This is a genomic window from Hyphomonas sp., assembly GCF_041398465.1.
Taxonomy (GTDB): domain Bacteria; phylum Pseudomonadota; class Alphaproteobacteria; order Caulobacterales; family Hyphomonadaceae; genus Hyphomonas.
Genome location: NZ_JAWKUS010000001.1, coordinates 1,216,461 through 1,241,266, shown reverse-complemented (window position 1 = coordinate 1,241,266; position 24,806 = coordinate 1,216,461). Strand labels below are relative to the sequence as shown.

At 62.0% G+C, this 24,806-nt stretch carries 23 protein-coding genes; 7 read left to right on the top strand and 16 right to left on the bottom strand.

The genetic code is table 11. From position 1 onward, the window contains the following. From cpaB to R3C98_RS06190, 3 genes are all read right to left on the bottom strand, one after another. The gene (gene cpaB / locus R3C98_RS06200) at window positions 1–840 is read right to left on the bottom strand and encodes a Flp pilus assembly protein CpaB (RefSeq protein WP_371313244.1); all 840 of its coding nucleotides are present in this window, start codon (window positions 838–840) and stop codon (window positions 1–3) included. Window positions 841–939: 99 nt separating this feature from the next. Then, window positions 940–1,455 carry a prepilin peptidase gene (locus tag R3C98_RS06195; protein WP_371313243.1) on the bottom strand — a complete coding sequence of 172 codons (516 nt, stop codon included), beginning with the start codon at window positions 1,453–1,455 and terminating at the stop codon, window positions 940–942. 147 nt (window positions 1,456–1,602) lie between these two features. Continuing rightward, on the bottom strand, window positions 1,603–1,770 hold the full coding sequence (locus R3C98_RS06190; RefSeq protein ID WP_371313242.1) for a Flp family type IVb pilin: 168 nt from the start codon (window positions 1,768–1,770) through the stop codon (window positions 1,603–1,605). 292 nt (window positions 1,771–2,062) lie between these two features. On the opposite strand from R3C98_RS06190, the gene R3C98_RS06185 reads away from it, so the two are divergent. The 3 genes from R3C98_RS06185 to R3C98_RS06175 all read left to right on the top strand — a co-directional run bounded on the left by R3C98_RS06185 (window position 2,063) and on the right by R3C98_RS06175 (window position 3,778). Continuing rightward, complete coding sequence (locus tag R3C98_RS06185) at window positions 2,063–2,506, top strand: pilus assembly protein N-terminal domain-containing protein (RefSeq protein WP_371313241.1); 444 nt, start codon at window positions 2,063–2,065, stop codon at window positions 2,504–2,506. A gap of 96 nt (window positions 2,507–2,602) precedes the next feature. After that, window positions 2,603–3,163, top strand: a complete 561-nt coding sequence (locus R3C98_RS06180) for a TadE/TadG family type IV pilus assembly protein (protein WP_371313240.1) — start codon at window positions 2,603–2,605, stop codon at window positions 3,161–3,163. A 3-nt stretch (window positions 3,164–3,166) separates the two neighbouring features. Further along, window positions 3,167–3,778: a TadE/TadG family type IV pilus assembly protein gene (locus R3C98_RS06175; protein ID WP_371313239.1), complete on the top strand. Its 612-nt coding sequence runs from the start codon at window positions 3,167–3,169 to the stop codon at window positions 3,776–3,778. A 69-nt stretch (window positions 3,779–3,847) separates the two neighbouring features. Here R3C98_RS06175 and R3C98_RS06170 read toward each other — a convergent pair whose 3' ends face one another. From R3C98_RS06170 to R3C98_RS06115, 12 genes are all read right to left on the bottom strand, one after another. Further along, window positions 3,848–5,341 carry an MFS transporter gene (locus R3C98_RS06170; RefSeq protein WP_371313238.1) on the bottom strand — a complete coding sequence of 498 codons (1,494 nt, stop codon included), beginning with the start codon at window positions 5,339–5,341 and terminating at the stop codon, window positions 3,848–3,850. A gap of 108 nt (window positions 5,342–5,449) precedes the next feature. After that, window positions 5,450–6,880 (bottom strand): UDP-N-acetylmuramate--L-alanine ligase, encoded by a 1,431-nt coding sequence (gene murC / locus R3C98_RS06165; RefSeq protein ID WP_371313237.1) that lies wholly within the window; start codon window positions 6,878–6,880, stop codon window positions 5,450–5,452. Between the two features lie 64 nt (window positions 6,881–6,944). Continuing rightward, a complete protein-coding gene (gene murG, locus R3C98_RS06160) occupies window positions 6,945–8,045 on the bottom strand; it encodes an undecaprenyldiphospho-muramoylpentapeptide beta-N-acetylglucosaminyltransferase (protein WP_371313236.1) in 1,101 nt (366 codons plus the stop codon). Beyond that, complete coding sequence (locus R3C98_RS06155) at window positions 8,038–9,192, bottom strand: FtsW/RodA/SpoVE family cell cycle protein (protein WP_371313235.1); 1,155 nt, start codon at window positions 9,190–9,192, stop codon at window positions 8,038–8,040. Before R3C98_RS06155 ends, murG begins: the two co-directional genes overlap by 8 nt. Beyond that, the gene (murD, locus tag R3C98_RS06150; RefSeq protein WP_371313234.1) at window positions 9,189–10,604 is read right to left on the bottom strand and encodes a UDP-N-acetylmuramoyl-L-alanine--D-glutamate ligase; all 1,416 of its coding nucleotides are present in this window, start codon (window positions 10,602–10,604) and stop codon (window positions 9,189–9,191) included. Before murD ends, R3C98_RS06155 begins: the two co-directional genes overlap by 4 nt. Window positions 10,605–10,614: 10 nt before the next feature. After that, entirely contained in the window at window positions 10,615–11,808 is a 1,194-nt protein-coding gene (gene mraY, locus R3C98_RS06145) for a phospho-N-acetylmuramoyl-pentapeptide-transferase (protein ID WP_371313233.1), read from the bottom strand. Beyond that, window positions 11,808–13,244, bottom strand: a complete 1,437-nt coding sequence (gene murF / locus R3C98_RS06140; RefSeq protein WP_371313232.1) for a UDP-N-acetylmuramoyl-tripeptide--D-alanyl-D-alanine ligase — start codon at window positions 13,242–13,244, stop codon at window positions 11,808–11,810. The genes mraY and murF overlap by 1 nt, the downstream gene beginning before the upstream one ends. Continuing rightward, complete coding sequence (locus R3C98_RS06135; RefSeq protein WP_371313231.1) at window positions 13,241–14,683, bottom strand: UDP-N-acetylmuramoyl-L-alanyl-D-glutamate--2,6-diaminopimelate ligase; 1,443 nt, start codon at window positions 14,681–14,683, stop codon at window positions 13,241–13,243. The genes murF and R3C98_RS06135 overlap by 4 nt, the downstream gene beginning before the upstream one ends. Beyond that, on the bottom strand, window positions 14,680–16,302 hold the full coding sequence (locus R3C98_RS06130; protein ID WP_371313230.1) for a peptidoglycan D,D-transpeptidase FtsI family protein: 1,623 nt from the start codon (window positions 16,300–16,302) through the stop codon (window positions 14,680–14,682). Before R3C98_RS06130 ends, R3C98_RS06135 begins: the two co-directional genes overlap by 4 nt. Next, window positions 16,299–16,634 carry a septum formation initiator family protein gene (locus tag R3C98_RS06125; protein ID WP_371313229.1) on the bottom strand — a complete coding sequence of 112 codons (336 nt, stop codon included), beginning with the start codon at window positions 16,632–16,634 and terminating at the stop codon, window positions 16,299–16,301. Before R3C98_RS06125 ends, R3C98_RS06130 begins: the two co-directional genes overlap by 4 nt. Then, window positions 16,631–17,659 carry a 16S rRNA (cytosine(1402)-N(4))-methyltransferase RsmH gene (gene rsmH, locus R3C98_RS06120; protein ID WP_371313228.1) on the bottom strand — a complete coding sequence of 343 codons (1,029 nt, stop codon included), beginning with the start codon at window positions 17,657–17,659 and terminating at the stop codon, window positions 16,631–16,633. The genes R3C98_RS06125 and rsmH overlap by 4 nt, the downstream gene beginning before the upstream one ends. Further along, window positions 17,656–18,171 (bottom strand): division/cell wall cluster transcriptional repressor MraZ, encoded by a 516-nt coding sequence (locus tag R3C98_RS06115; RefSeq protein WP_371313227.1) that lies wholly within the window; start codon window positions 18,169–18,171, stop codon window positions 17,656–17,658. Before R3C98_RS06115 ends, rsmH begins: the two co-directional genes overlap by 4 nt. 843 nt (window positions 18,172–19,014) lie before the next feature. Here R3C98_RS06115 and R3C98_RS06110 point away from each other — a divergent pair. From R3C98_RS06110 to R3C98_RS06100, 3 genes are all read left to right on the top strand, one after another. Next, window positions 19,015–19,923, top strand: coding sequence for a hydrogen peroxide-inducible genes activator (locus R3C98_RS06110; RefSeq protein ID WP_371313226.1), 909 nt, complete (start codon window positions 19,015–19,017; stop codon window positions 19,921–19,923). A 142-nt stretch (window positions 19,924–20,065) separates the two neighbouring features. Next, entirely contained in the window at window positions 20,066–21,268 is a 1,203-nt protein-coding gene (locus R3C98_RS06105; protein WP_371313225.1) for an MFS transporter, read from the top strand. Window positions 21,269–21,350: 82 nt separating this feature from the next. Further along, window positions 21,351–22,328 carry a GNAT family N-acetyltransferase gene (locus R3C98_RS06100; RefSeq protein ID WP_371313224.1) on the top strand — a complete coding sequence of 326 codons (978 nt, stop codon included), beginning with the start codon at window positions 21,351–21,353 and terminating at the stop codon, window positions 22,326–22,328. A 27-nt stretch (window positions 22,329–22,355) separates the two neighbouring features. Here R3C98_RS06100 and R3C98_RS06095 read toward each other — a convergent pair whose 3' ends face one another. Then, the gene (locus tag R3C98_RS06095; RefSeq protein WP_371313223.1) at window positions 22,356–23,822 is read right to left on the bottom strand and encodes a sigma-54-dependent transcriptional regulator; all 1,467 of its coding nucleotides are present in this window, start codon (window positions 23,820–23,822) and stop codon (window positions 22,356–22,358) included. A gap of 697 nt (window positions 23,823–24,519) precedes the next feature. Between R3C98_RS06095 and R3C98_RS06090 the strand changes: the two genes are divergently transcribed. After that, window positions 24,520–24,729, top strand: coding sequence for a NepR family anti-sigma factor (locus R3C98_RS06090; RefSeq protein WP_371313222.1), 210 nt, complete (start codon window positions 24,520–24,522; stop codon window positions 24,727–24,729). Window positions 24,730–24,806: the final 77 nt, after the last annotated feature.

Below are 24,806 nucleotides of genomic sequence, written 5' to 3'. Positions count from 1 at the left end.
TCAGCTACCCCCGAGGCCGGCTGACGCCTGGCCATTGCGATAAATTGTGATGCCATTTCCGGGAGACCCGCCCCGCAGGAGATCGGTCCGCGCCCCCCGCGACCCTGTGTCGCCTGCGTCCGACCACGGCCGGAGCGAAAGCGACAGCGTGCCGAGGCGCTGTGCATGCGCGATCAGTTCCGCTTCATCAGGATTTACTTCCAGTGTGGCCGTATTGCCGATCTGCGAAGCTGATTCGGATTCGCCCTGGTAGAAGACCTGGTCGATCGCCAGAACACGGACGTTCTTGATAATGGTCTCAGTCACCGGGCGGTCCAGAACGGCTTCAGCCATCGCGACCTGCGCCTGATAAGTCAGGATCACATCCACCCTGTCATCCGGCAGGATAAATCCGCCGGAGGCTGATTCGGTCGAGATCTCGACCGAAATGGCCCGCATGCCAGGCGTCAGAAGCGCCGCCATGAAGCCGGTTTCGCCCTTCATGACCAGTTTTTGCGGAAGGATGGGCTCTTCTGCGTAAATCGGAATCCGTACAACGCTGCCAGACAGCTCATTGATCGCGTCTGCATTGTTTTCTTCTGTTTTGTAGCCTTCGACGAGGTTCTTCTCCGGCCACGGCGCCCATTCGAAATCGTCTGGCGAAAGAAGGTCGCCCACCATCAGGTCGCGCTTAGCGACCAGGACGTGAGTTTGCGAAACTTCTTTCGTCTGCAACACCGTCTGCTGCTCGGTGACAGTCTGCGTCAAGGTCTGCGGCTGGGTCAGCCCCCGGACGAGAAACGCTGCAGCTATGGCCGCAGCGGCCGCGCCAATCAGGATAATAAGACGCATCGGTGACATGGAGTGTAACTCCCCTAAATTACGATACACAGGGACTCTGGCCGGTCAGCGCGCGTCCCCATCTACGAGCGAGATTCCCACAGCTCGCCTAAAGCAACGTTAACCGATTACACCGGCTGCTCTTAATGTTTGGGAAAGAAATGGAGACGCCGGGGCGGCCAGAAACACGCCTGCAGCAATGGCCACGCCATAAGGAACGCCTGCCTTTTCCTGAAAGGGCGCCCGGATCAGACCCGGCAACACAGCAGCCGGTACCGAGTTGCGCACCATGATAATGAGAAGTGCACATGCTCCACCCACCAGAGCCATTGCCATCGTAAATTCCAGGGCGGCTGACGGCCCGATCCACAGCATCACCGCCGGGATCATTTTTGCGTCCCCTCCCCCGAAAACGCGGAAAGCGAAAAGGCCGAAAGCGACCACAAAAGCCGCCAGGCCTGCCAGCAAGTGACCAATAATGATTTCCATAGGGAGGCCGGAAAAAACGGCAGCCGGCACAAACAAGCCGGCGAGCGTCAGATTCAACCAGTTGGGAATCGTGAGGCTGTTCACATCGTGAAGCGCTGCAAAAAGGCACAGGGCAAGGCAAAGCCCGCCAAGAATGATCAGAATCATGTCCGCATTCCCCATCTAAAGGACTGCGGCAGACCCTGCCCCGTAATTCCTAAGGAAAGCTGATCGGCTGCGTGAATACATCCGGACAAAGAAAAAGGCCGCCGGGAAACCCGGCGGCCTCTTCTGGATCGTCCAGAAGGACTGATATTACGGAGCAGCAGTGCCCATTTTACCAGAAACCGTCGTGAACGTAGCGTTGGCGTTCGTGCCGAGAGCCGACACACCACCGATGATGGCGACAGCGATCAGAGCGGCGATAAGGCCGTATTCGATAGCGGTTGCGCCGGACTCGTCTTTCAGAAAACGTGCAAACATTGGAAACTCCCATCATGCATTTGTTCGCGCCCCGGTCTTGTTTATGTGCCGGAACAGTTCGAACCCTACGCGATTATTGTTCACATCGAGTTGAGAGAAACAGAAATTCCATGAAGGGGTTTCAGGGATTTGTTTACTACCTGAATCCGGGTGCGGACTGACGGAGGCGCAACGACCGGAGGTAGATTCCTTATATACATGGTTCGCCAGGAAGGTCGAGCTTTATCCCGGTTAGCACTCGTGAAACTTTCTTCAGACAAATTGCACAAAATCATTCCTGGAGTGACCGGACATGAAAACTTTCGCACGGACGTGTGCATTCGGACTGGCCGCCAGCCTGCTGGTTCTCCCGGCAGTTGCGGGACCGCTGACTGTTGAGGCCAACAAGACCGTCCCGCTCAAGATGAAAGGAACGGCGGCAAGCGTTGTTCTTGGTAATCGGAACATCGCGGATGTTGCCGTCCATGATGAACACCTGATCTTCATCACCGGCAAATCCTTCGGTACGACCAACCTCATGGTGTTCGACCGGTCAGGGAATCAGATCCTGAATACCGAAGTCGTTGTCACGGCGAACGCCTCGAATCTGGTGACCGTGAACCGGAACGGATCTAACTACACTTATGATTGTGCACCCGCATGCCGTTCCGTGATGAGCCCGGGTGACAATCCCGATTATTTCGACGGCCTGATTCAACAGCAAATGGGTATGCAGTCTCTGACAAACGCCGACTAATCCGGTGATCTGTCAAATTTGCAGGAACTCTGAAACGAGCCGCAAACTCAGATCTGCTAGCCAAAAGGTTGAGCGACTCTGGAAGAGGGGTTTGGGATGCGTTCATTGAATGCAGGTTTTCTGTCATCGAGGCTGCAGCGCAAGCTGGCAAGCTGGGCGCGTGACCATCGCGGTCAGACCGCGGTGGAGTTCGCACTCATCGCAGCCCCCTTCTTTTTCATCATCTTCGGGCTCCTGGAGATCTGCCTGATCTTCATCATGACGACTGTGCTTGAACACGCCGTCTCGGACTCGTCCCGTGAAATCCGGACCGGCCAGGCGCAACAGGCCGGCTTTTCCAAGGTTGAGTTCCGGAATTCCGTCTGTGACGAGATGTTCGGCCTGATGAGCTGCGACTCCAATCTGCATATCGACGTCAAACGCCTGAACAGCTTCAGCGCCGCCAGCCTGGGCTCCCCTGTCGATTCAGACGGGAATTTCGATGACAGCAGCTTCGACTTCCAGCCCGGTGGCGCCAACGATATCGTGGCCGTCCGCGTCTATTATGAATGGGGTCTGGTGACCCCGATCCTGTCTGCCCCTCTGGCCAATCTGGCCAATGGCAAACACCTGATTTCGGCGACCACCGTTTTCCGCAACGAGCCGTTTGGAGACTGATCCATGGCCAGACGTACACTTCTTTCCCGGCTCAATCCCCGCCTGAAATGGCGCGGCATCCGCGGGCTTCGTTACAATGAGCAAGGCATCTCCGCAGTGGAGTTTGCCCTCGTCGCTCCCCTGCTGATCATGCTGTATCTCGGCGCAATCGAACTCAGCTTCCTGATGGAAGTTGACCGCCGGGTGACCCAGACGAGCGCAAGCCTCGGCGACCTGACGGCCCGCCTTTCCACCGTGACCGATTCCGACATGGCCGAAATGTTCGCCGCAGCGAAGGTGCTCATGGAACCGTACGAAGCCAATGCAGCGCAGATGCGTATTTCCAGTGTTGTCGACAATGGTGACGGCAATCCGAAAGTTGCCTGGTCGGATGCCCACAACATTTCGCCCTACAACAAGGGCCAGTCGATTACGATTCCGGCGAGCATCATGCCCTCCCCCGGCTCCATCATCGTGGCTGAAGTCAACTACGATTATGAGAGCGAGTTCGGCTACATCATTACGACCTCGAAGACGATCAGCGACAAATTCTACCTGCGCCCGCGGCGCGTGTCGGAAATTGCCCGCATCACAACGTCCAGCTCAGGTACCAACCCGTTCGGCCCCACCAGCTGATCCAACTCCTCTCCCAGGAGCATTTACCGGAAGGCCGGTCTCTCAGGAGGCCGGCCTTCTTTTATGGGATCAGTCCTCGAAGCCGCGCTTCGGCGCGTGGACCTTCCAGAGAATGATCAGACCGATCAGGAACATGAAGCCGATCCCCCCCATCCCGATCCGCTGATTGCCGGTCACCCAGGTCAGCAGGCTGACAATGCCGGGGCCCATCCACACCGTCACCGTGCCCGCAATGGCGTAGAGACCGAAGAATTCGCCGATCCGCTCCCGCGGCGCGATATGCACCAGCATGTAGCGGCTGGATGAGATCGATGCGACCACGGCAATCGCGACCGGGATCACGAAGAGGAAATAGGTGATGTCGGACAGCGTGCTGAAAAACGGGCTGTCCCAGACAGGCGTGTTCGCGGGCACCATGCCGAAGAACAGGGCATCCGGCGTGATCGAGAGCTGCGCGAGCAGCAGGATCACCAAAGCAGAAACTTCCCAGACCAGAGCCAGCTTCGGTCCCAGCCGACGATCCAGGAAGCCACCCACAAAGCCACCGACCGCCCCGAACAGAACCCCTGTGATACCAAAGAACAGAATCTCCACACCGTTCCAGCCGAGGAACGTGCCGGCATACACGGCGCCAAGGGTCAGAAGTGCAGACATCGCATCGGCGTAAATCGTGCGCGCGATCAGGAAGCGCATGGTCTGCGGATGCTCCTTGAACAGGCCTTTCAGGTAGCTGATCAGCACCTTGATCCGCTGGGCCGGGCTCTGCGCTTTCCCGGAATGGCGGTCTTCTCCGCGGAAGACGTCGGCCGCCGCCTGCTTCCAGGTTGTGCTCTGACCGCCCTTGATGCCGTCCGGCATGAAGACAAAGAACGGGATCAGCAGGATTGCCATCCAGACGGCAACAAACGGCCCGGCAAACCGCTCCGGCGCAAACGTCTCACGGTCGAGCTTGATGACCTGTTCGGCGGGTGCAAACGGCAAGCCCGATCCCGGCAACAGCAGGCCAAACAGGAAGAAGATGAGAATCCCGACACTCAGGATGTTGCCCATGGAAAGGCCAAGGCCGGAAATATACGGCAAGGCACTCGGCCGCCCCGCATTCGGCAGCATCGCATTGTGCAGCACTTCCGAATATCCGTAACAGCAATAGGCCAACGCCAGCACGGCCATGGTCGGCCACATGGTCAGCGGGCCTTCCGGACGCGCCCACCACAGGCTGAACGAGCAGCAAAACATGAGCGCCATGAAGAAGGCGATTGGCGGCTTCCGCCGTCCCGCCTTGTCTGCGATCACGCCAAGGAAGGGCGCTGTCAGGGCTGTCGCGATGCCGGCAATTGTGACCGTCAGGCCGGACAGGCTGAGCCCATGCTCCCCGCCCCCGGCCATCTCTTTTGCGAAGTAAGGCGCAAAAACATAAATGACGATCAGGTTGTAATAGGGATTGCGCGCGCCTTCGAAGACCGCCCAGGCCAGCCCCTTGATTCCAAACGGTCCGCCTTCAGCGCGCTCCGTTTCGGACTCAGGCAAAGCTGGCGTCGGTCCGACAACCTGAGTGTCACTCATCTATACTCACTCCCATGGCCAATCGCCGCCTCTTGCCGGGGGCTTTCGCGCAGCCTGCGACATTGGAAGGCAAAGGGGAAGAGTCCGCCTGCGGCACCTGCCGCGAGGTCAGCCTGAAGTTTCGAGCTTCGAGGCAAGGTCTCCTGCGTAGCGGGTGATGTCGCCCGCACCGAGGCAAACCACCATGGCGCCGGGCTGCGCATGCGCCCGGATCACGTCCGGCAAAGTATCCAGGGACTCCAGCATCGAAACGGACCGGTGACCGTGCCGCCGGATCGATGCGACAAGCGTTTCGGCATTGTAGCCATCGATCGGGCTTTCTCCGGCCTCATAAACGGGCGCCACGAGTACTTCATCGGCCTGGTCGAAACACCGCGAGAATTCCTCGAACAGATCCCGAAGGCGCGTATACCGGTGCGGCTGGCAGACAGCGATCAGTTGCCCCTGCCCCTGCATGGCCCGGGCGGCTTTCAGCACAGCCGAAATCTCCACCGGGTGATGGCCGTAATCATCTATGATGCGAACCGGCGCCTCGCCTGCGACGGGCGTCCACTCGCCGACCGCCGTGAAGCGCCGTTTGACGCCGCCGAAGCTGATCAGCGCATTCCGGATCTGCTCGTCCGTCGCGCCCAGCTCCAGCGCCACGGCGATGGCCGCCAGCGAATTCTGCACATTGTGCTCCCCGGCCATGGGCAGGGTCAGGCCTTCGATCATGCGCGGCATGGCCGATCCAGGCCGCCGCAGCGCCACGTCGAAATGGGCGCCCGCAAGGTCGGTTTCGAGATTGACGGCGCGGATGTCGGCCTGCCGGTTGAAACCATAGGTAATGCGGCGGCGGTCGGTCACACGCGCAGCCAGCGCCTGCACTTCCGGGTGATCGGTACACAGAACGGCGAAACCGTAGAAAGGCAGGTTTTCGACGAAAATGTCGAACGCTTCGCGCAGCTTCTCCATGGAGCCGTAATGGTCCATGTGTTCCGGGTCGATATTGGTGACGATGGCGCAGGTCGGATGGAGCTTTGCGAACGTGCCGTCACTTTCGTCGCTTTCGACAACCATCCAGTCGCTCTCGCCCGCCTTGTAGTTCGAACCATAGGCATGGATGATCCCGCCATTGATGACGGTCGGGTCGATCCCCGATCCATCCAGCAGGGCCGCCACCATGGACGTCGTCGTTGTCTTGCCATGGGTGCCCGCGACGCAGACCGTGTATTTGAGGCGGGTGATCTCTGCCAGCATGTTGGCGCGGCGCACGACCGGGATACCGGCGGCACGCGCGGCGGCCACTTCCGGATTGTCGCCCTTGATAGCGGAGGAAATGATCACCGTCCCGGCGCCTTTGACGTTATCCGCCTTGTGCCCGATGAACACTTTCGCGCCGCGCTGGCGCAGGCGTTCGATATTGTCGGAATCCCTGATGTCGGAGCCCTGCACGTCATAGCCCATCGTGATCATCACGTCGGCTATGCCTGACATGCCGATGCCGCCAATGCCGACGATATGCGCCGGGCCAAGATCAAAAGGTGTAGGGGAAGCCATGTTCTAAGGTCTCCGGAGTCTGGTCTGTGTCATGCTGCGCCAAGTTGGGGTGCCGGTCGAGACCTCAGTGCAGGGCCACGGCTTCGGCGAGGTCGGCGAGGTCGCCTGCCGCGTTCACCTTGGCAGAATTCTTTGCCGCTTCGGCGCGTTGTTTCAGTTCATCCGCGTCTGACAGGCGCGCCGCGATCAGCTCGCCCAGCAGCGCGGGGTAAAGGTTTGCTTCAAGGATCATGTCGGCGGCGCCCGCATCTGTCAGGGCTTCGGCATTGGCGGCTTGATGGTCGTCCATGGCGATGGCCAGCGGGATCAGGATCGACGGGCGGCCGACAGCTGCCAGTTCGCTCACCGTCCCTGCCCCGCTGCGCGCGATGACGAGATGGGCGGCAGCCAGCTTCTCCGGCATGTCGGAAAAGAAAGGCGCAAGCTCTGCCTCGACCATGACCTTGTCGTAGATGTCTTTCACCTTTTCCAGCTGCTCGGCCCGTACCTGCTGGATCACTTTGAGGCGCGCGCGCAGTGGCGCCGGGATGTGATTGGCAATCGCCAGCGGAACACTCTCACCAATGATCTGCGAGCCCTGGCTCCCGCCGGTCACAAGAATAGTCAGCTTGCCGTCCGTAGCCGGATAAGGAAGGTCCCGCACAGCGAGGATCGGCGCGCGGACCGGATTGCCGACCGCCTTGTGCGGCTTGCCTCCGGGCAGCCGGTCCAGCCGGTCGAAGCCGCTGGCGATGACGCTCGCATTCGGCGCCATGTTGCGGTTCACGCGGCCGAGGACGGAATTCTGCTCATGGATCAGGATTGGCACCTTGCGGGCTTTCGCGGCCGCTAACGCCGGAAACGCCGGATAGCCCCCAAAGCCAGCCACAAGCGCGGGCTTCTTTTCCTTCATGATCCGTTTGGCCATGCCGATGCCAGCCTGGATTTTCAGGAAGGCGCCGGGCAGCGTCCATGGCTTGCGGAAGTTCGGGGAGGCAGCAAACACCTCTTCCTTCCACTCCGCCGGAAAATCGCTGGCATAGTGAAGACCGCGACTGTCGGAAATCAGGCCGACGCGCCAGCCGCGCCCCCGCATTTCGTCGGCAAAGGCCCGGGCCGGGAACATGTGTCCGCCGGTCCCGCCTGCTGCGATGATGACCAGTTTACCGTTCGTATCTTCAGCCATACCGGCCCCTTGTGCGCGTACCTTGTCCGCGCACAAGTGCCAGCGCAAGGCCCAGAGTCAATGCCGTGCCGAGCATGGACGAGCCGCCATAGGACACAAATGGCAGTGTCATCCCTTTCGGCGGGATCAGGGCCAGATTTACCGCCAGGTTTATGGCAGCCTGAAGACCGAAAAGCGTGAAAAGTCCGGCACTTGCCGCGCGAGCATAGCCATCTTCCACCCGCGCAGAGGCGCGGAAGCCGCGCAGGATCATGAGGGCGAAGGCTGCCAGCAGCACAATCGCCGCGACGAGGCCGAACTCCTCGGCCATGACGGCGAAGATAAAATCCGTATGCGCATCAGGTAGGTGCGCCTTGACCAGCCCCTCCCCCGGGCCGACGCCGAAGAGGCCGCCACGCCCGATGGCTTCGGCCGCGCGGTCGATCTGCGAATGGTCACCATGCTGGACATTGGCAAAGCCGCGGATCCGGTCCCGCACGTGCGGCAGCAGCGCATAGAGCAGGCCGCCCAGCGCGACACCGCCGCCAGCAAAGGCGGCGCCCCAGCGCCAGGGCAAGCCGCTGACAAAGAAGGTAACGATAAAAGCAACCGTCAGCAGGAAGGACTGGCCGACATCCGGCTGCAGCAGGAACAGGCCGACGGTCACAGCAAAGAAGATGAATGCCACAACTTCCCAGATCCGGTTCGGATACAGTTCGCGCTGCGCCAGCAGCCAGCCGGACATAACGATCAGCGCAGGCTTGGCCGCTTCGGACGGCTGCAGCGAAAATCCGGCGATCCGGATCCAGCGATGCGCGCCTTTGGCCTCATGTCCGCCGCCGACAAGGATGTAGACCATCAGCCCAATGCAGCCGAGCAGCAGCACCGCCGCGAAGCGCCGCGCCCAGGCCCTGTCGAGCATGCTGGTACCGAGCAGCAGGATGACACCCGCCGCCGCGAACATCGATTGCCGCATGGGGAAGAAATACGGATTGTCATAGCCGATACGCGCCGCCGCGCTCGGGCCAGCCGCCAGCGACATCAGAAGGCCGATCGCCATCAGGAAAAAGGCCCCTGCCAGCAGGCCCCAATCAACTGTGCGCCGCCATTCCGTGAACCAGGACGTATCAGACCGGGCAAGAAATGGCGCTGTGGCCGTATAACTCAAGCCAGTTCCCTCAGCTCTGTGGGCATCATCGCCTCCACGATCGACCGGAACGTATCGCCCCGGTGCTCAAAATCGCGGAACTGGTCAAAGCTCGCACAGGCTGGTGAAAGAAGAATGACCGGATGGTCGATTCCGGCGTTTCTGGCATCGCGGAAGGCGGCCTGGACTGCATTTTCCAGTGTTCCGCAGCCTTGGGTGGGCACTTTACCCTTCAGCGTGGCGGCGAATGCCTCCTCCGCTTCGCCGATCAGGTAGGCCTTGTTGATGCGCGGGAAGTAAGGTGTCAGCGGGCCGATACCGTCGGATTTCGGCACGCCCCCGGCAATCCAGTAGATATTGTCGTAGGACTTCAGCGCCTGCTCTGCGGCCTGGGCATTCGTGGCCTTGGAATCGTTGATGAAGCGCACGCCTTCGATTTCACCCACGCGCTCCATGCGGTGCGCAAGGCCCGGGAAGGTCCTGAGGCCTTCCATGATGGTTTGCGGGTCGAGGCCGAGTGCCCGGCAGGCTGCGTAGGCCGCGACAGCGTTCTGGTGATTGTGCTTGCCCGGCAGCGCGGCGCATTCGGCAAGGTTGCCGACAAAGAGGGCATTTCCGGTGTTGGAATCGTAGAGCCGTCCGTCCACGGCGCTTACACCGCGGCCGAGCGCATAGCTGGATGAGACCTGCACCACACGTGCGGGCCCGCGCGCCGCCAGGCCGATAGCGATGGACTGGGTGATCACATCGTCGAAGCCGACCACCGCGGTATCCCGCTCGGTCTGGTTCTGGAAGATGCGCATCTTGGCAGCCTGGTAGCCTTCCATGCCGCCATGCCGGTCGAGGTGGTCCGGGCTGATGTTCAGAAGCACGGCCACGTCACAGTGAAGGCTCTTCACAAGGTCCAGCTGGTAGGAGCTGAGCTCCAGCACATAGATCGCATTGGCATGCAAGGCGGCAAGGTCCAGCACGCCGGTGCCGATATTGCCGCCGATGCGGGCGTCACGGCCAGCATTCTTCAGGATGTGACCGATGAGGGAAGTTGTCGTCGACTTGCCGTTCGTCCCGGTGATGCCGATGATCTTCGGACGGCCGCGCTCCGGCAGGGCCTGAACCGCGCGGGCGAAGAGTTCCATGTCGCCGACAACCGGCACACCGGTCATCTCAGCCATGCGCACGATGCGGTGCGGCTGCGGGAATTTGTAAGGAATGCCCGGCGACAGGACGAGCGCGGCAAAAGTCTGCCAGTCGCGCTTGTTGATGTCGGACAGGGTCAGGCCTGCCGCTTCCGCCTTGCGGCGGGTGTCTTCATTGTCATCCCACGCATGAACACGCGCGCCGCCGGCCTTCAGGGCCTTGGCAGCGGAAAGGCCGGTGCGGCCAAGGCCGAACACCGCAACATCCCTTCCTGCGTATTCCGTAATCGGGATCATGCGCGCTCGCTCACCTCAGCTTCAGGGTTGCAAGGCCCGCAAGGGCGAACAGGACGGACAGGATCCAGAAGCGGACGACGACGCGGGTCTCCGGCCAGTTCTGCTTCTGGAAATGATGGTGCAGCGGCGCCATCAGGAAGATACGCTTGCCTTCGCCGGTGAGGCGCCGGCTCAGCTTGAACCAGCTGACCTGCATGATCACGGACAGCGCCTCGATCACGAACAGGCCGCCGATCACGACCAGCGCGAATTCATGCTTGGTCGCCACGGCGACAACGCCCAGCATGCCGCCGAGACCGAGCGAGCCGGTATCACCCATGAAGACCTTGGCCGGATAGGCATTGTACCAGAGGAAGCCCATGCCGGCGCCCATCATGGCACCCAGCAGCACGGCCAGTTCCCCTGCTCCCGGCGCGAACTGGATGCCGAGATATTCGGCAAAGACGAAGTTACCGGTGAGGTAGGCGATCATCGCATAGGACGCAGCCGCAAACATCATCGGCACGATGGCGAGGCCATCCAGGCCATCGGTGAAGTTCACCGCATTGGCACTGCCGACAACGACGACCATCCCGAACAGGATGAAGAACATGCCGAGCGGCAGGAAGTAATTATTGACGAAAGGCACAGCGACACCGCCCGAGAAATCCGGATCGGCAGGCGTAACGCTGGTTTGCGGGGCGTAGGCTGCGATCTTTTCGGCAAGTCCGTTCAGCGCGCCCCATTCGGCATGGCCTTCCGGCGTGTGTGCACCGTGCAGCCCCATGATGAAGGCGCAAGCCAGTGCCGCGATACCAAAGCCTGCCAGCAGACGCACCTTGGCGGAGACGCCGGCATCCGTCTGCTTGGTGACCTTCGCATAGTCATCGAGGAAGCCGAGAATGGCGTAGGACATGGTCACGAACAGGGTGACCCAGATGTAGGGATTGTGCAGGTTTGCCCAGAGCAACACGCCGACGACCAGGCCGAGCCAGATCAGGAAACCGCCCATGGTTGGTGTACCGCGCTTTTCCAGCTGCTGCTCCAGCGACAGGTCGCGGATCGGCTGTCCTTTGCCCTGGCGGGCGCGCAGAAAATTGATGATGGCATCACCGAACACCACCGTCACCAGGAACGCCGTCACCACGGCCGCACCTGTGCGGAATGTAATATAGTTGAGAACGTTCAGGATGCCGCTGTCAGCGGCCAGCCATTCGTACAGCATCAACTAACCCCTGCAGCACCTTCTGCGCTGCTAACCATCTTGCCCATGTCCGCCGTTGCGCTCCATTGGCGCAAACGGTCTGCTAATCGTCCCATCCCGGATGCATTCGAGCCTTTGATCAAGACCACGTCGCCATCCCGAAGTGTATTTTCCAGTGCATTGAAAAGTTCGTCGGCCTTCGGCGCCCACACTTTCTGCAAGTCTGTCGGCAAGGCCTCTGCCAGGTGAGTCATTTTGTCCCCCGCAAGGAAGACTCCCACCGTGCCCGTTTCCACGACAGGTCCTGCCAGACCCGCATGTTCCGCATCCGACCTTTCGCCGATTTCCAGCATCTCACCCAGCGCAACCAGCCGGCGGCCTGCACCGCGTTGTTTCAATGAGGAAAGTGCTGCCCGCATCGAGCCCGGATTGGCATTGTAGGCATCGTCGATCAGCGTGAAGCTGCCGCCGGAGGGCAGGGCGAGGCGCTCGGCCGTGCCGCGTCCGGGTGGCGGTGCGTAACCTGACAACGCCTCGGCACAGTCGGCAACGGACGCACCAGTCTGTGTGGCGGCCAGCAGGGCGGCGGCCACATTCATTGCCCAATGTTCACCAACGGCTTCGAGCGTGACGAGCACCGGCTTGCCGACGACATCGACCTGGACCCGGCTGGTCACGCCATCGGTTTCGTAGCCGACAACCCGTGCGGTCGCATCCGGCCCGCGGCCGAAGGATTCCATGTTCCCCGTCGGACAGAGCGTCCGCGCCCGGTCTGCGAGATATTCGAAGAAGGTATCGTCCGCCGGCAGGATGAACGTACCGCCCGCCTCAAGCCCTTCAAAGATATCGGCTTTCTCGCGTGCGACTGCTTCAAGGCTGCCGAGACCTTCCAGATGGGCCCCGGCAATGCAGGTGACCAGCCCCGTATGCGGACGGACCATGCGGCTGCGCGGGGCAATCTCACCCGGCGTCGACATGCCGATTTCGAAGACGGCGCGTTCGGTCTCTTCCGGCATGCGGGCCAGCGTCAGCGGTACGCCCCAGTGATTGTTGAAACTTTTCTGGCTCCAGTGCGCCGGGCCGAGCGCGCGGTAGATGCGCGCCAGCATTTCCTTGACGCTTGTCTTGCCGGCCGATCCGGTGATCGCCGTGCGGTGCGCGCCGCAACGGGCGCGGGCGGCAACGCCCAGCTGCTCCAGCGCGGTCTGCACATCGTCGGCGATGACCTGCGGCCCTTCCCCCTTTTTGCGGGAGACGAGCGCGCCGGCTGCTCCGGCTTCGAAGGCGGCTTCGACGAAGTCATGACCATCACGCTGGTCCTTCAGCGCAACGAACAGGTCACCCGGCTGCAGCGACCGTGTGTCGATCGACACCGTCCCCGTCACCGTGAACGGCGCAGTTGCGACGCCGCCGGTGGCAAGGGTGATGTCGTCGGAAGTCCAGAGGGGTTTCGTCATGCAAGCGCCGCCCCCAGCGCGTCGCGCGCCGTATCCTGGTCGGAGAAGGGATGGACTTCCTTGCCGATGATCTGGCCGGTCTCGTGGCCCTTGCCGGCGATGACGAGCGTATCGCCTTTCTTGAGTTCTGCGATGACCGTGCGGATTGCTTCGCCCCGGTCACCGATCTCGCGCGCGTCCGGACATCCAACCAGTACCTGCTTGCGGATCTCTGCGGCGTCTTCCGTGCGCGGATTGTCGTCGGTGACGATCACGTCATCGGCCTGCCGCGCCGCGATCTCGCCCATGAGCGGGCGCTTGCGCGCATCGCGGTCGCCGCCGCAGCCGAAGATGACTTTCAGGTCTCCGGCCGTATGCGGGCGCACGGCACGCAACAGCACGTCCAGTCCGTCCGGTGTGTGGGCATAGTCGACGAACACGGCGGCACCGGACTCGGTCTTGCCGATGAATTCCATCCGGCCTTTGACAGGCTCCAGATGCGTCAGGCCGTCAACGACCTGGTCGATATCCATGCCGAGGGACAGGCAGATCGCAGCCGCCGCCAGTGCGTTCAGTGCCTGGAACTCTCCAATCAGCGGCAGCTCCAGCGGCTTCTGTTCCACATCGCGCCAAAAGAGATGCAGCACCTGCCCGGTTGCCCGCGGCATGATTTCGTCGATCCAGAGGTCTTCCCCACGCCAGCCGAAGGAGACGATGGGCATGAGATGGCCAAGGGCGGCTGCCTCGAAATCATTGCACTGGTCGGAGTCGGCATTGACGATGGCGGGCACACCCGGCCGGCCAAGTTCGCGGAAGAGGCGCAGCTTGGCGGAGAGGTATTCCTCCATCGTGGAATGATAGTCGAGATGGTCCTGCGTGAAGTTCAGGAAGGCGACCGCCGACAGCTCCACGCCATCGAGGCGGTGCTGCTCCAGGCCATGGCTAGAGGCTTCCATGGCGCAATGGGAGACGCCCTGCCGGGTAAGTTCGGCCAATGTCTCGTGAATGGTCACCGGGTCCGGCGTCGTGTGGCCGACATCGATATGGCCTTCCGGGCCGATAGCGCCGAGTGTGCCCATGGAGGCAGACTTCAATCCGGCGCGTGCCCAGATCTGGCGGCAGAAGTCGACCGTCGAGGATTTGCCGTTCGTGCCGGTGACCGCCACCACTGTGCCCGGCTGGGAATTGTAGAAACGCTTCGCAGCCAGCGCGAGCGCGCGGCGCGGTTCCTCATCGACGACATGCGCGACAGATACCTCATCGCCGGCATCGCCGGAGAGGACCGCCACGGCCCCTTTTTCGATCGCGTCCGCAATGAACTTGCGGCCATCGGTGACGCTGCCCTTCAGGGCTGCGAACAGGTATCCCGGCTGCACGCGGCGGCTGTCCGCCGTCATGCCGGTGATTTCGATGTCGCCGTGCGGGGCGTCCGGGAACAGGTCTTTAAGTTTACAGGTCACAGCGAAGTCCTCTCATCTCCGGAGCGGTACGCATCTCCTGCAGGACGGAAATCTTCAAAGCGTGGGGCGATGCCGAGCAACGGCGCGACACGTTCTATGATGCGACCTGCGGTCGGCGCCGCATTCTGGGAAGCCACAGAGCCTCCCGGTCCGGCTTTGGGATCATCCAGTGTCACAATCATGGCGTACTGCGGGCTGTCATAGGGAAATATCGCCGCAAAGCTGGAGATATTGCGCCCGTCATCATAACCGCCCGGCACAGGCTTCTCCGCCGTGCCCGTCTTCCCTGCCACGCGATAGCCCGCCACTTCGGCATTCTTGCCGGTTCCGGTCAGCACCGCTTCTCGCATCATGGCGTTCACGAGGTCTGTGGTGATCGCCGACATCACGCGCACCGGATTCGGCTTGCGGGTCTCGTCGACGATCAGGGTCGGCGTCACACGCTCTCCGCCATTGGCGAAGGCGGCAAAGGCCGAGAGGAACGCCATCGGCGTCACCGCGATGCCGTGGCCATAGGCCATTGTGGCGGCGGTCAGGTCATCCATGCGTTCCGGCAGGATTGGCGCGGCACTGCCGGAGAGTTCCACCGGCGAGCGGTCAAGCAAGCCTGCCGTTTTCAGGAAGTCCTGCTGGCGGCGCGGGCCGAGCTTCTGGTTGATGTGGACGGTGCCGATGTTCGAGCTTTCGGCAATGATCGTCGTGACAGTCGCTCGCGTCCCGATCGGGTGAAGGTCCGAAATCGTGTAGCCGCGCATCTCGATCGGATCGTGGACATCGAACATGTCGGTCGGGCGGATCGCGCCAGCTTCCAGGGCCGCCGCCACGGTCAGCGGCTTGAACACCGACCCCAGCTCATAGAGCGCGCCCGTCGCCCGGTTCATGCGGGACGGGTCATCAATGGCAATGTCGGAGGAGCGGTTCGGATTGAAGGGCGGCCAGCTCGCCATGGCGCGAACCTCGCCCGTGCGCGCTTCCATCAGGATGACAGCGGCGCCCTCGAACCCGTCAGCGGCGGCGGAGGCAGCAAGCTCGGCTTCGACAGCGGCCTGCACACCATTGTCGATGGTCAGGCGCAGCGGCTCCCCGCCCGCAGTAAGACGGTCGTTCTGGCTGAACTCGACACCGCCGGCACCTACGCCGTCGACATTCACGAAGCCCAGCACCTGCCCGGCGAGCGTGCCGCGCGGATAGGCGCGGCTGATCTCTTCCTTGAACCACAGGCCTTCGAGGCCGAGATCGAACACGGTCTGCCGCTGGCGGGGCGTGAGGCCCCGCTTCACCCAGACAAATTCCCGCGACTGATCGGACAGGCGGGCCGTCAGGCTGTCGGCGTCGATGTCGGGAAGCACACCGGCAATGCGGGTTGCCACTTCGCGCGGGTCCCAGATCAGCTGCGGATTGGCGACAAGCGAATAGACAGTGACGGAGGTCGCGAGTTGCTCACCGTTCCGGTCGACAATGTCGGCGCGCTTCACCTGCTCGCCAGCCCGCGCGGCCAGCACGCTGGAATCGCGCTCAGGCGAAAGCGCAAGGTAGCCGGCCTTGCCGGCCAGCACCACAAACAGTCCGCTGAGGCCGAGGCCGACCAGCCGTGTCCGGTGGCGCGACGCTTCCGTCATTCAGGCGCCTCCGCGGAGGAATTGCCTGCATCCGCAGCCGGGTCGACAGGCAGGCCGACCAGCGCATCCAGATCGCGCTCGTTTGCCATCTGCTCCGGACGCGGCGGCGCCATGCCCAGCTCGTTGCGGGCATATTCCTCGATCCATTCCCGGCGGCTCATATGGGAGAGTTCGGTCTCCAGCAGCGCCTTCTCGTGATGGGCTTCCTCGATCTGGGCCTCCACGGCCATCAGTTCGGCAGCGGTATCCTTGGCGCCATATTTCGCCCGGTAGAGGCTGAATACCAGCAGGCCGACAATGACGAGACCCAGTATGAATACGCGGCGGCTCATGACACGTCCTCCAGTTTCGAAAGCGGGGGCAGGTTCATGCCGTCATCCGCCTCTTCATCGATTGCAGGCGCTTCAGTCCGGATCGCGGCCCGCAATTTCGCAGATCGTGCACGCGGATTGCCTTCCACTTCCTTATCCTGCGGCAGGATCGGCTTGTTTGGACGCAGTTCGAAGGTCGGTTCCGGGCCTTTGGCCATCAGGGGCATATGCCGGGATCCGCCGGTGTTCTTGCCGGACCGGTCGCGCAGCCATTGCTTCACCATCCGGTCTTCCAGCGAATGGAAGGTGACGATGACCAGCCGCCCGCCGGGCTTCAGCAGCCTTTCCGACGCCACCAGCGCCCGGGCCAGCTCGCCCAGCTCGTCGTTCACATACATGCGGATCGCCTGGAAGGTCAGCGTGGCGGGGTGAATCCGGCTGCCTTTGCGCCCGCCCACGGCGGTCTCCACCGTTTCGGCGAGATCGAGCGTGGTTTCGAACTTCTGCTCCTTGCGGCGCTGGACGATCTGCCGGGCGATCCGGCGCGCCTGCTTCTCCTCGCCGAGGCGGAAGATGACATTGGCGAGGTCGCCTTCCTCCATATGGTTCACGACATCGGCCGCCGTCGGGCCGGCCGCGCCCATACGCATGTCCAGCGGGCCGTCCTTGTTGAAGGAAAAGCCGCGATGACCCTCGTCGATCTGGAAGCTGGAGACGCCGATATCGAGCACCACACCGTCGACCGCATCGCAGCCGGTGGCCTCGACCAGCGCATCCATCTCGCCAAACCGTCCCAGCAGCGGGGTGATGCGGTCGGTCTGGGCGGCGAGGGCCTCGGCACGCACGATGGCATCGAGGTCCCGGTCGATCGCGAAGACGGAGCACTTTGCGGCCGCCAGTATAGCGCGGGTATAGCCGCCGCCGCCGAACGTGCCGTCAACAATCTGGTCGCCATCCTTCAGATCGAGGGCAGCGAGCACCTCGTCCAGCATGACGGGCTTGTGCCCGGAAGCGGCGGTATCAGGCCGGGGTTTGGTGGTCATCATCCATCCCCTCCCTCAACAAGCTTCAGGTCGGGGTAGAGACCCATCTCGTGCTGGCGCAGCACTTCATTGTAGGCTTGGCCGAGCGCTTCCAGGGTCTCCGGTTTCGCAGCCGTTTCGGCCATGGCCGTGGTAAATGCGGCATGCTTTTCGGGGTTCCAGATCTGGAAGCTGTCGATATTGCCGGCGAATTTCACGCGGCCGTCGAGACCAGCTGCCTCGATCAGTTCGTCGGTGAGCTTGATGCGCCCCGTATCGTCCATCTTCAGGTCTGCCGAGCCGGCAATGATCGACGCCACGAGCGCCTTGCGGACCGGGGATTGCGGGGGCAGGCGGGTCAGCGTGGCGCGGTACATGGCCATCAGGGCTTCGCCGCCGCCTTCCAGGCAGCCGGATCCGTCGAGGGCAGGCCACAGGAAAATCCGGTTTCCACCGCCCAGCGCCGCGCGAAAGGGTGCCGGGATGGAGACCCGCCCTTTTGCGTCAATTGCACTTTCGTAGGTGGATACGAACACCCGCCAGCCCGTTCTTCGTTTGCCTAAACCCCGCATGGGTAAACCATGTCTTAATTTGGAGTATCATGGGCAGGCATGGGCCTCAATGGGCGAGACACGTGAATCGAAATATCCACAACAGCCCCACACAGGAACACTATGCGTTCGAATGGTGAACAAACCGGAACAATGCGGTGGGATCACGTGGGCGGACACCGAATTTCCTTTTTGAATCAGCTCGATGCCGAAACAGACTCGGTTATCCACAGCCAGATTAAAAGTTACTGAGTTTTTAACATTCGGGGCCTGCGTTTTGCGCACCAGCTCGGAATTGGTCTTCCGGCAACTTGATTTTTCTTTGCACAGTCAGGGATTCGACTTGGGCACCCAGCAAACATTCCGGCGCATTTCCTGTAGCAAGCACAGGCCATGTATGGACCGCTCAAGGTCCGCTATGATCATGGCAAAGTCCGCTGAGGGAGGAAAATAGGCCCGACAAGCCATCTGGCTTGGGAGGGGGACGGTGCCGAGCGTCCAGATGGGTGGCGGACGCTGTGTTCCGGCTTGCCGGGCCATTTTCGCCGTTCGAAACGAGGGTCTTGGGTGGGGAGTTGAGATGTCCCGCCCCGAACGGTTCAAGAGGGATATGTCTGGGGACGCGAAACGGTTCCAATTTTTTCCCCTCCCGGCTGAAGTTTTTTTCGCTCAGAGACACCCAGGGAATATTTCGACGTCCAGAACAGATCTTCGAACCATCCAGTGCGCTGATTTTGCTGTATTTTTGAAATAATTCCGCCGAGATAAATTTCTGCATGCGACAAAAAGAATTTTTGATGGTTGCCGGTTAGACCATAGACTAATCCTATGATCATCCCGACACTCCGCCAGTTGCAGTTCCTGGTCGCCCTTGGCGAAACCGGCTCCTTTTCGCGCGCGGCTGAAGCCTGCCATGTCACCCAGCCGACCCTTTCTGCCGGAATCCGGGAGCTGGAGGATCTCCTGGGCGTCAAACTGGCCGAACGGGAAGCCCGCGGCGCCAGCCTCACCCATGCCGGCGAGATTGCCCTGGCTAGGGCCTCGGCCCTGATGAACGATGCCCATGCGCTCGTGCAGGCGGTGCAGAGCGCCGGCGCCCTGCTGACCGGCCCCTTCCACCTCGGCGCCATTCCGACCATCGCCCCTTTCGTGTTGCCGCAGACCGTGCGCGCGCTGAACACTGCCTATCCGGACCTCAAACTCTACCTGCACGAAGACAAGACCGGCCGCCTGATCGACCAGCTGCGCACCCGCACACTGGACGCCGCCCTGATCGCGCTGCCCTGGGACACGCCCGGCATTGAAACCATGACCCTCTTCGACGACGAGTTCCTGTTCGCCGCCCCAGCCAATCACCCGCTGGCCACGAAGAACGGGCTCGCCCCGGAAGACCTTGCCGACGAAAGCCTGCTGCTTCTGGAGGACGGTCACTGCTTGCGCGACCATGCCCTTTCCATCTGCCGCATGCGGACGGGCGCGCGGAAGGATCAGGTCGCCGCGACCTCGCTCGGCACTTTGGTCAACATGATTGCCGGTGGGCTTGGCGTGTCCCTCCTGCCGAAACTCGCCGTGGACCACGGCCTGAATGTCGGCAGCGACGTCGCCGTGCGGGAGTTTGTGCGCCCGGTCATCGGCCGCCGGATCGGCATCGCTTGGCGCGCCGGCAGCCCGCGCGAAGCCGACGCCAGAAAGGTGGGCGAGGTGATCAAGGAACAGCTGGCCGCAACGCCCGCCTGAGGGCGCTGTAGATTTTTCCGGACACGGTCAAATTCCGCTATCCCGGCCGCCTTAACCGGAGTAGTGCGGATTCGATCTTCCACCCAGTCCGCGGACCCCCGAAAATGCAAACCGGCCCGTTTCTTTCCTGCAGGCCTGACAGATGGGCGTGAACGATGCCTGGCGGGCCTCGCTTTCGGCCGGTGCCGTCAACCTCGTGCTCGGCGCGAACCTGCCATACCTGCCGGTCTGGATGGAGAAGGCTGGCGGCATGTCAGGCGCGGAAATCGCCGGGGCAGGCACACTCGCCGCGCTGATCCGCATTTTCGCCGGACCGCTCGCCGCGGGCCGGGCCCAGTCGCACGGGCTGCGCGCCACGCTGGCAGGGACGATGGCCGTCTGCCTTGCCGGTTATGCGCTGATCTTCCCTGATCTGCCGCAGGCCGCCGCCTTCCTCGTCTGTGTCGCGATCTACAGCGCCACCAATGTGTCCGGGCCCCTGTTCGAAGCGGTGCTGATCTACGGCACGCGGAATGCCCGGCCGGATTACGGGCAGGGCCGCGCCATCGCCTCGCTCGCCTTCGTCTTCGCAAACCTTGCCGGCGGCGCCGCCCTGTCAGCCTTCGGGCCGCACGGCATCCTGACCTATCTCCTCATCGCCGCCCTGCTGGCGACGATCGCCCCACTGTTCACACGGCAGGGCGCCCGCAAAGTGCTGCCGAAACGCACCATTCTCAGCACCTTTACCGAGGGCTTCTCGCTGTACCGGCTGCCCGCCCTGTTCGCCTTCATCCTCGCCGCCGCACTGATCCAGGCCAGCCATGGCGTCTATTACGCCTTTTCCTCCGTGATCTGGGTATCGCAGGGCATTTCCGGCTCCAGCATCGGGGCGCTCTGGGCGGTTGGTGTAGTGACCGAGATCGGGCTCCTGCTGCTCTCGGGGCGGCTGCTTCGCGGATTCAGCGCCGTTGGTCTGCTGTGGCTGGGCGGACTGGGGGCGATCGTGCGCTGGACGGCGGCAGGTTTCGTCCTGCCGATTGGCCTCGCCGCTGTATTCCAGACGCTGCATGCCGCCTCTTTCGCGCTCACCCACCTGGCGACCATGCGCTTCCTTCAGCAGGCCCTGCCGGACGAGCGCCTGCCGCTCGCCTATGCCGTCAACGGCGCGCTCGTCTTCGGGCCGATTCTGGCGCTCTCCACCTTCCTGTCCGGCCTTGCTTATGATGCCCTGGCGCCCGGCGGCGCAGAGGCGCAGACGCACATCTACTGGCTGATGGTGCTGGCTGCGGGCGCAGGCCTTGCTGTCGCCGCTTTGTCCCGGCCCACGCCCGCGACAGTCGCCAGCTCCATCGAAGACGAAGCCTGATCGCACCGTGGCAACCGGAAGCCGCTTGACAGATCCAATTATATTACATGTTATATATCATGCTAATTTGATGGAGGCTGGCATGCCACGAGACGTTCTGGCGGAGATGGGACCGCTTGCCCTTGGCAGCCGATTGAAACGTCTGGCAGAGCGGATGCAGGCGGATGCGACGAAAGTGTTTGCTGACCGCGGCCTGCCCATTCAGGGCACACATTTCCCGCTGCTGGCGGCGCTCGCCACCTATGGCCCGCTCAGCGTCAGCGAGGCGGTGGAGGCCGTCGGCATCAGCCAGCCCGCCGTCACGCGCATTCATAACGCCCTTCAGAAAATGGGCCTGACCACGGTCTCGCCGGTCGAAAGCGACAGCCGCCAGAAGCAGATCCGCCTGACGCCGGAGGGCGAAGCACTGGTGAACGAGCTGAAGCGGGATCTCTGGCCCCAGGTGCGCCGCGCGGCGCAGCGCCTCTGCGAAGGCCCTGATGCCGATTTCCTGACCCAGATCGGCCGGGTCGAGGCGGCCCTGCAGGCGCGTTCCCTGCACGACCGGATCCTCGACGAAGGCGCAGGCCCAGCCCTGCGACTGGTCGAATATGACGACCGCCTCGCGCCCGAGTTCGACGCCATCACCCGTGAATGGGTGGAGGACATGTTCACGCTGGAGGAAAAGGACATTGAGATCATCGAGCACCCGCGCGAGATGATCATCGATCGGGGCGGCGTCATCCTGTTTGTGGAGGCCACCGGGCTCGGCATCATCGGCACCTGTGCCCTGATGCCGGTCGATGGCGACACGTTCGAGCTGACGAAGATGGGTGTACGCGCCAGTGCCCGCGGCCTGAAAGCCGGAGATTTCCTCCTGCAACGGACGATCGAGCGGGCGCGGCAGTTGCCCATCGGCAGCCTGTTCCTGCTGACCAACCGGAAGTGCGCCGCGGCCATCCACCTCTATGAAAAGGCCGGCTTCGTCCATGATGCGAACATCATGAAGCGCTACGGCAAACGCTATGCACGCTGCGATGTGGCGATGTCATTCGACCTGTCGAGACCGCCTCAGGGCTGAGACGGCCTCAAACAGTCTGAATGAGATTTAGCTTGCTTCGCGCTCGTGCATGTCGAGATCGTACTCGCGCACCTTGCGGTAAAGTGTCGAGCGGCCGATGCCGAGGCGGCGGGAGACTTCGCTCATATGGCCCTGATAGAAGTCGATGGCATACTGAAGGATGTCGCGTTCTATATCCTGCAGGGCGCGCATCTCACCATCGGCGTCCATGATCGGGACCGGGCCGTCACCAACAGCAGCCACACCGGCGACCGCCGGAGCCGCACCTTCGGTTGCCGTCGCCGCCGGAGCGGCCGGCAGGCTGGCGATGTCCGGCATCTGTCCGGAAATCTGCGGGAAGTCCTGCGGGCGCAGCTTGTCGCCTTCGCACAGAACCACGGCACGGAAGACGGCATTCTCCAGCTGGCGGACGTTACCCGGCCAGTCGAACGCATAGAGCATCTTCATTGTGTCGTCGGCCACGCCGGAGACCTTCGTGCCTTCGCTCGCATTGAAGCGGGCGACGAAGTGGTCGACCAGCGCCGGAATGTCGTCGCGGCGTTCGCGCAGGCTCGGCATGTCGATCGGGAACACGTTGAGGCGGTAGAACAGGTCTTCGCGGAACGTGCCGTCAGCAACTTGCTGCGAGAGGTCACGGTTCGTGGCGGAGATGATCCGCACATCCACTTTCGTCGGGCGACGCGAGCCGACCGCGTCGACCTCACCTTCCTGCAGCGCGCGGAGCAGCTTCACCTGCGCATCGAGCGGCAGTTCGCCCACCTCGTCCAGGAACAGCGTGCCGCCATCGGCCTCGACAAACTTGCCGAGCGCCTTGGAAACAGCGCCAGTGAACGCACCCTTCTCATGGCCGAACAGGATCGACTCGACGAGGTTTTCCGGGATGGCACCGCAGTTCACGGTGACGAACGGCTTACCGACACGGGTCGAAGCGCCCTGGATACACCGGGCGACAACTTCCTTACCGACACCGCTTTCACCGAGGATCAGGACCGGGATATCGGAGACCGCCGCACGCTCAGCGAGGCGGATCACTTGCCGCATCGGCGCAGCAGACGCGATCATGTCGTCGAACGACATGCCGCCTTCGACCTTGCGGGCGAGACGTTTCACTTCGCCCGTCAGCGACTGCATCTTCAGGGCGTTCCGGATACTGACGACCACGCGTTCCGGATTGGCCGGCTTCACGATAAAGTCGACAGCGCCACCGCGCATGGACTGGACAATCGTATCAATGCCGCTGGTTGCCGTCAGCATGATGACCGGCAGATCCTGCCGCTTGGCTGCAAGACGCTCCAGCGTTTCCATCCCTGACAGGCCTGGCATGGTCAGGTCCAGAAGGACGACATCAATGCCGTCTTTCGGGTCCGCCGCCAGCGCAATGCCAGCTTCGCCATCCGGCGCCGTGCGGCAGGCAAAGCCCGCCTTTTCCACAGCCGCCTGAAGCAGGCGGCGTTGCGTCGGATCGTCATCGATAACGAGGACCGTCTTTGCCATGTTTTCATCACCCTGTTGGTTGCCAGGCGGGTCTTTGCGCCCGCTCAGGCAAGGTCGTTTTTCAATCCGGCACATTTGGCGTGCCACATCGTTACGGCCCGTTCTGACACAGGGGGATGGAGTTACGGTTGAAGGAATAGATGAAATTTACCCGATCTGCCGGATCGCGCGCCAAATCGCCAAAATTTGCTCTGGCCCGCGATTGCTTCGGCTGATCCACTGGCCCGGCTGCCCACCCTGGCCTGAGAACAGGCGTTCCAGCTCCGCCTTGTTCTTCCCGACAATTATCGCGACATGCGGACAGACTTTTTTCCTTGAATTGAACCGGATGAAACGCCCGCAAACAGATTCGAATTCGGCACAAAGACTGCCATTATTGGCTCGCTCCATCTGAAAACCGGCCAGATCAGCGCATCATTTATGATATACAAAAGCACTCTCCCACAAATGTAATCTATATATCTTATCCGATAATATATGCCCGGGCGGAACCTCCCTTGTGTTTTATTTATTACAGATCCCGGATTTCCAGAAAGAGTCTGGGAAATGTAAGTCGCGGCGTTGCCAAATCACGGATCCGGCCACAGCGCCGCAGGTGGACAGATTCTGGTTGCGATCACCAAGCCGCCTGATATTCATCTCGCTTGATATGCCCAAAAGGGAAGCAATCAGTTTGGCATATCCAGAAAGATATCTCATGAAGGACAATTCTCAGGACAAGGACCAGCCCGTCGGGCCTCCGGAGGAACTTCCCGGCGGCGCCTCACAGGCCCTGAGTTCTGCCCTGCAAAAAACCTTCGAATCCCTGCTTCAGGAACCGGTTCCGGAGAAGTTCGAAGCGCTGATTGCACGCATTCGCGAGGCAGAAGCCCGCAAGGCTGAAAAGCCGGACAACGAGGAAAGCTGATTGCTTTTCTGGCGCCATGATGCGCGCCTCGTCTCAAAATCGCACGCGATTGCCCCGGATCGAGCCAGAAAAGTTAC

What these genes read in the sequence shown, in the direction of transcription:
- cpaB (WP_371313244.1), bottom strand. Translation starts at nt 840, where the DNA reads ATGTCACCGATGCGTCTTATTATCCTGATTGGCGCGGCCGCTGCGGCC.
- R3C98_RS06195 (WP_371313243.1), bottom strand. Translation starts at nt 1,455, where the DNA reads ATGATTCTGATCATTCTTGGCGGGCTTTGCCTTGCCCTGTGCCTTTTT.
- R3C98_RS06190 (WP_371313242.1), bottom strand. Translation starts at nt 1,770, where the DNA reads ATGTTTGCACGTTTTCTGAAAGACGAGTCCGGCGCAACCGCTATCGAA.
- R3C98_RS06185 (WP_371313241.1), top strand. Translation starts at nt 2,063, where the DNA reads ATGAAAACTTTCGCACGGACGTGTGCATTCGGACTGGCCGCCAGCCTG.
- R3C98_RS06180 (WP_371313240.1), top strand. Translation starts at nt 2,603, where the DNA reads ATGCGTTCATTGAATGCAGGTTTTCTGTCATCGAGGCTGCAGCGCAAG.
- R3C98_RS06175 (WP_371313239.1), top strand. Translation starts at nt 3,167, where the DNA reads ATGGCCAGACGTACACTTCTTTCCCGGCTCAATCCCCGCCTGAAATGG.
- R3C98_RS06170 (WP_371313238.1), bottom strand. Translation starts at nt 5,341, where the DNA reads ATGAGTGACACTCAGGTTGTCGGACCGACGCCAGCTTTGCCTGAGTCC.
- murC (WP_371313237.1), bottom strand. Translation starts at nt 6,880, where the DNA reads ATGGCTTCCCCTACACCTTTTGATCTTGGCCCGGCGCATATCGTCGGC.
- murG (WP_371313236.1), bottom strand. Translation starts at nt 8,045, where the DNA reads ATGGCTGAAGATACGAACGGTAAACTGGTCATCATCGCAGCAGGCGGG.
- murD (WP_371313234.1), bottom strand. Translation starts at nt 10,604, where the DNA reads ATGATCCCGATTACGGAATACGCAGGAAGGGATGTTGCGGTGTTCGGC.
- mraY (WP_371313233.1), bottom strand. Translation starts at nt 11,808, where the DNA reads ATGCTGTACGAATGGCTGGCCGCTGACAGCGGCATCCTGAACGTTCTC.
- murF (WP_371313232.1), bottom strand. Translation starts at nt 13,244, where the DNA reads ATGACGAAACCCCTCTGGACTTCCGACGACATCACCCTTGCCACCGGC.
- R3C98_RS06130 (WP_371313230.1), bottom strand. Translation starts at nt 16,302, where the DNA reads ATGACGGAAGCGTCGCGCCACCGGACACGGCTGGTCGGCCTCGGCCTC.
- R3C98_RS06125 (WP_371313229.1), bottom strand. Translation starts at nt 16,634, where the DNA reads ATGAGCCGCCGCGTATTCATACTGGGTCTCGTCATTGTCGGCCTGCTG.
- rsmH (WP_371313228.1), bottom strand. Translation starts at nt 17,659, where the DNA reads ATGATGACCACCAAACCCCGGCCTGATACCGCCGCTTCCGGGCACAAG.
- R3C98_RS06110 (WP_371313226.1), top strand. Translation starts at nt 19,015, where the DNA reads ATGATCATCCCGACACTCCGCCAGTTGCAGTTCCTGGTCGCCCTTGGC.
- R3C98_RS06105 (WP_371313225.1), top strand. Translation starts at nt 20,066, where the DNA reads ATGGGCGTGAACGATGCCTGGCGGGCCTCGCTTTCGGCCGGTGCCGTC.
- R3C98_RS06100 (WP_371313224.1), top strand. Translation starts at nt 21,351, where the DNA reads ATGCCACGAGACGTTCTGGCGGAGATGGGACCGCTTGCCCTTGGCAGC.
- R3C98_RS06095 (WP_371313223.1), bottom strand. Translation starts at nt 23,822, where the DNA reads ATGGCAAAGACGGTCCTCGTTATCGATGACGATCCGACGCAACGCCGC.
- R3C98_RS06090 (WP_371313222.1), top strand. Translation starts at nt 24,520, where the DNA reads ATGAAGGACAATTCTCAGGACAAGGACCAGCCCGTCGGGCCTCCGGAG.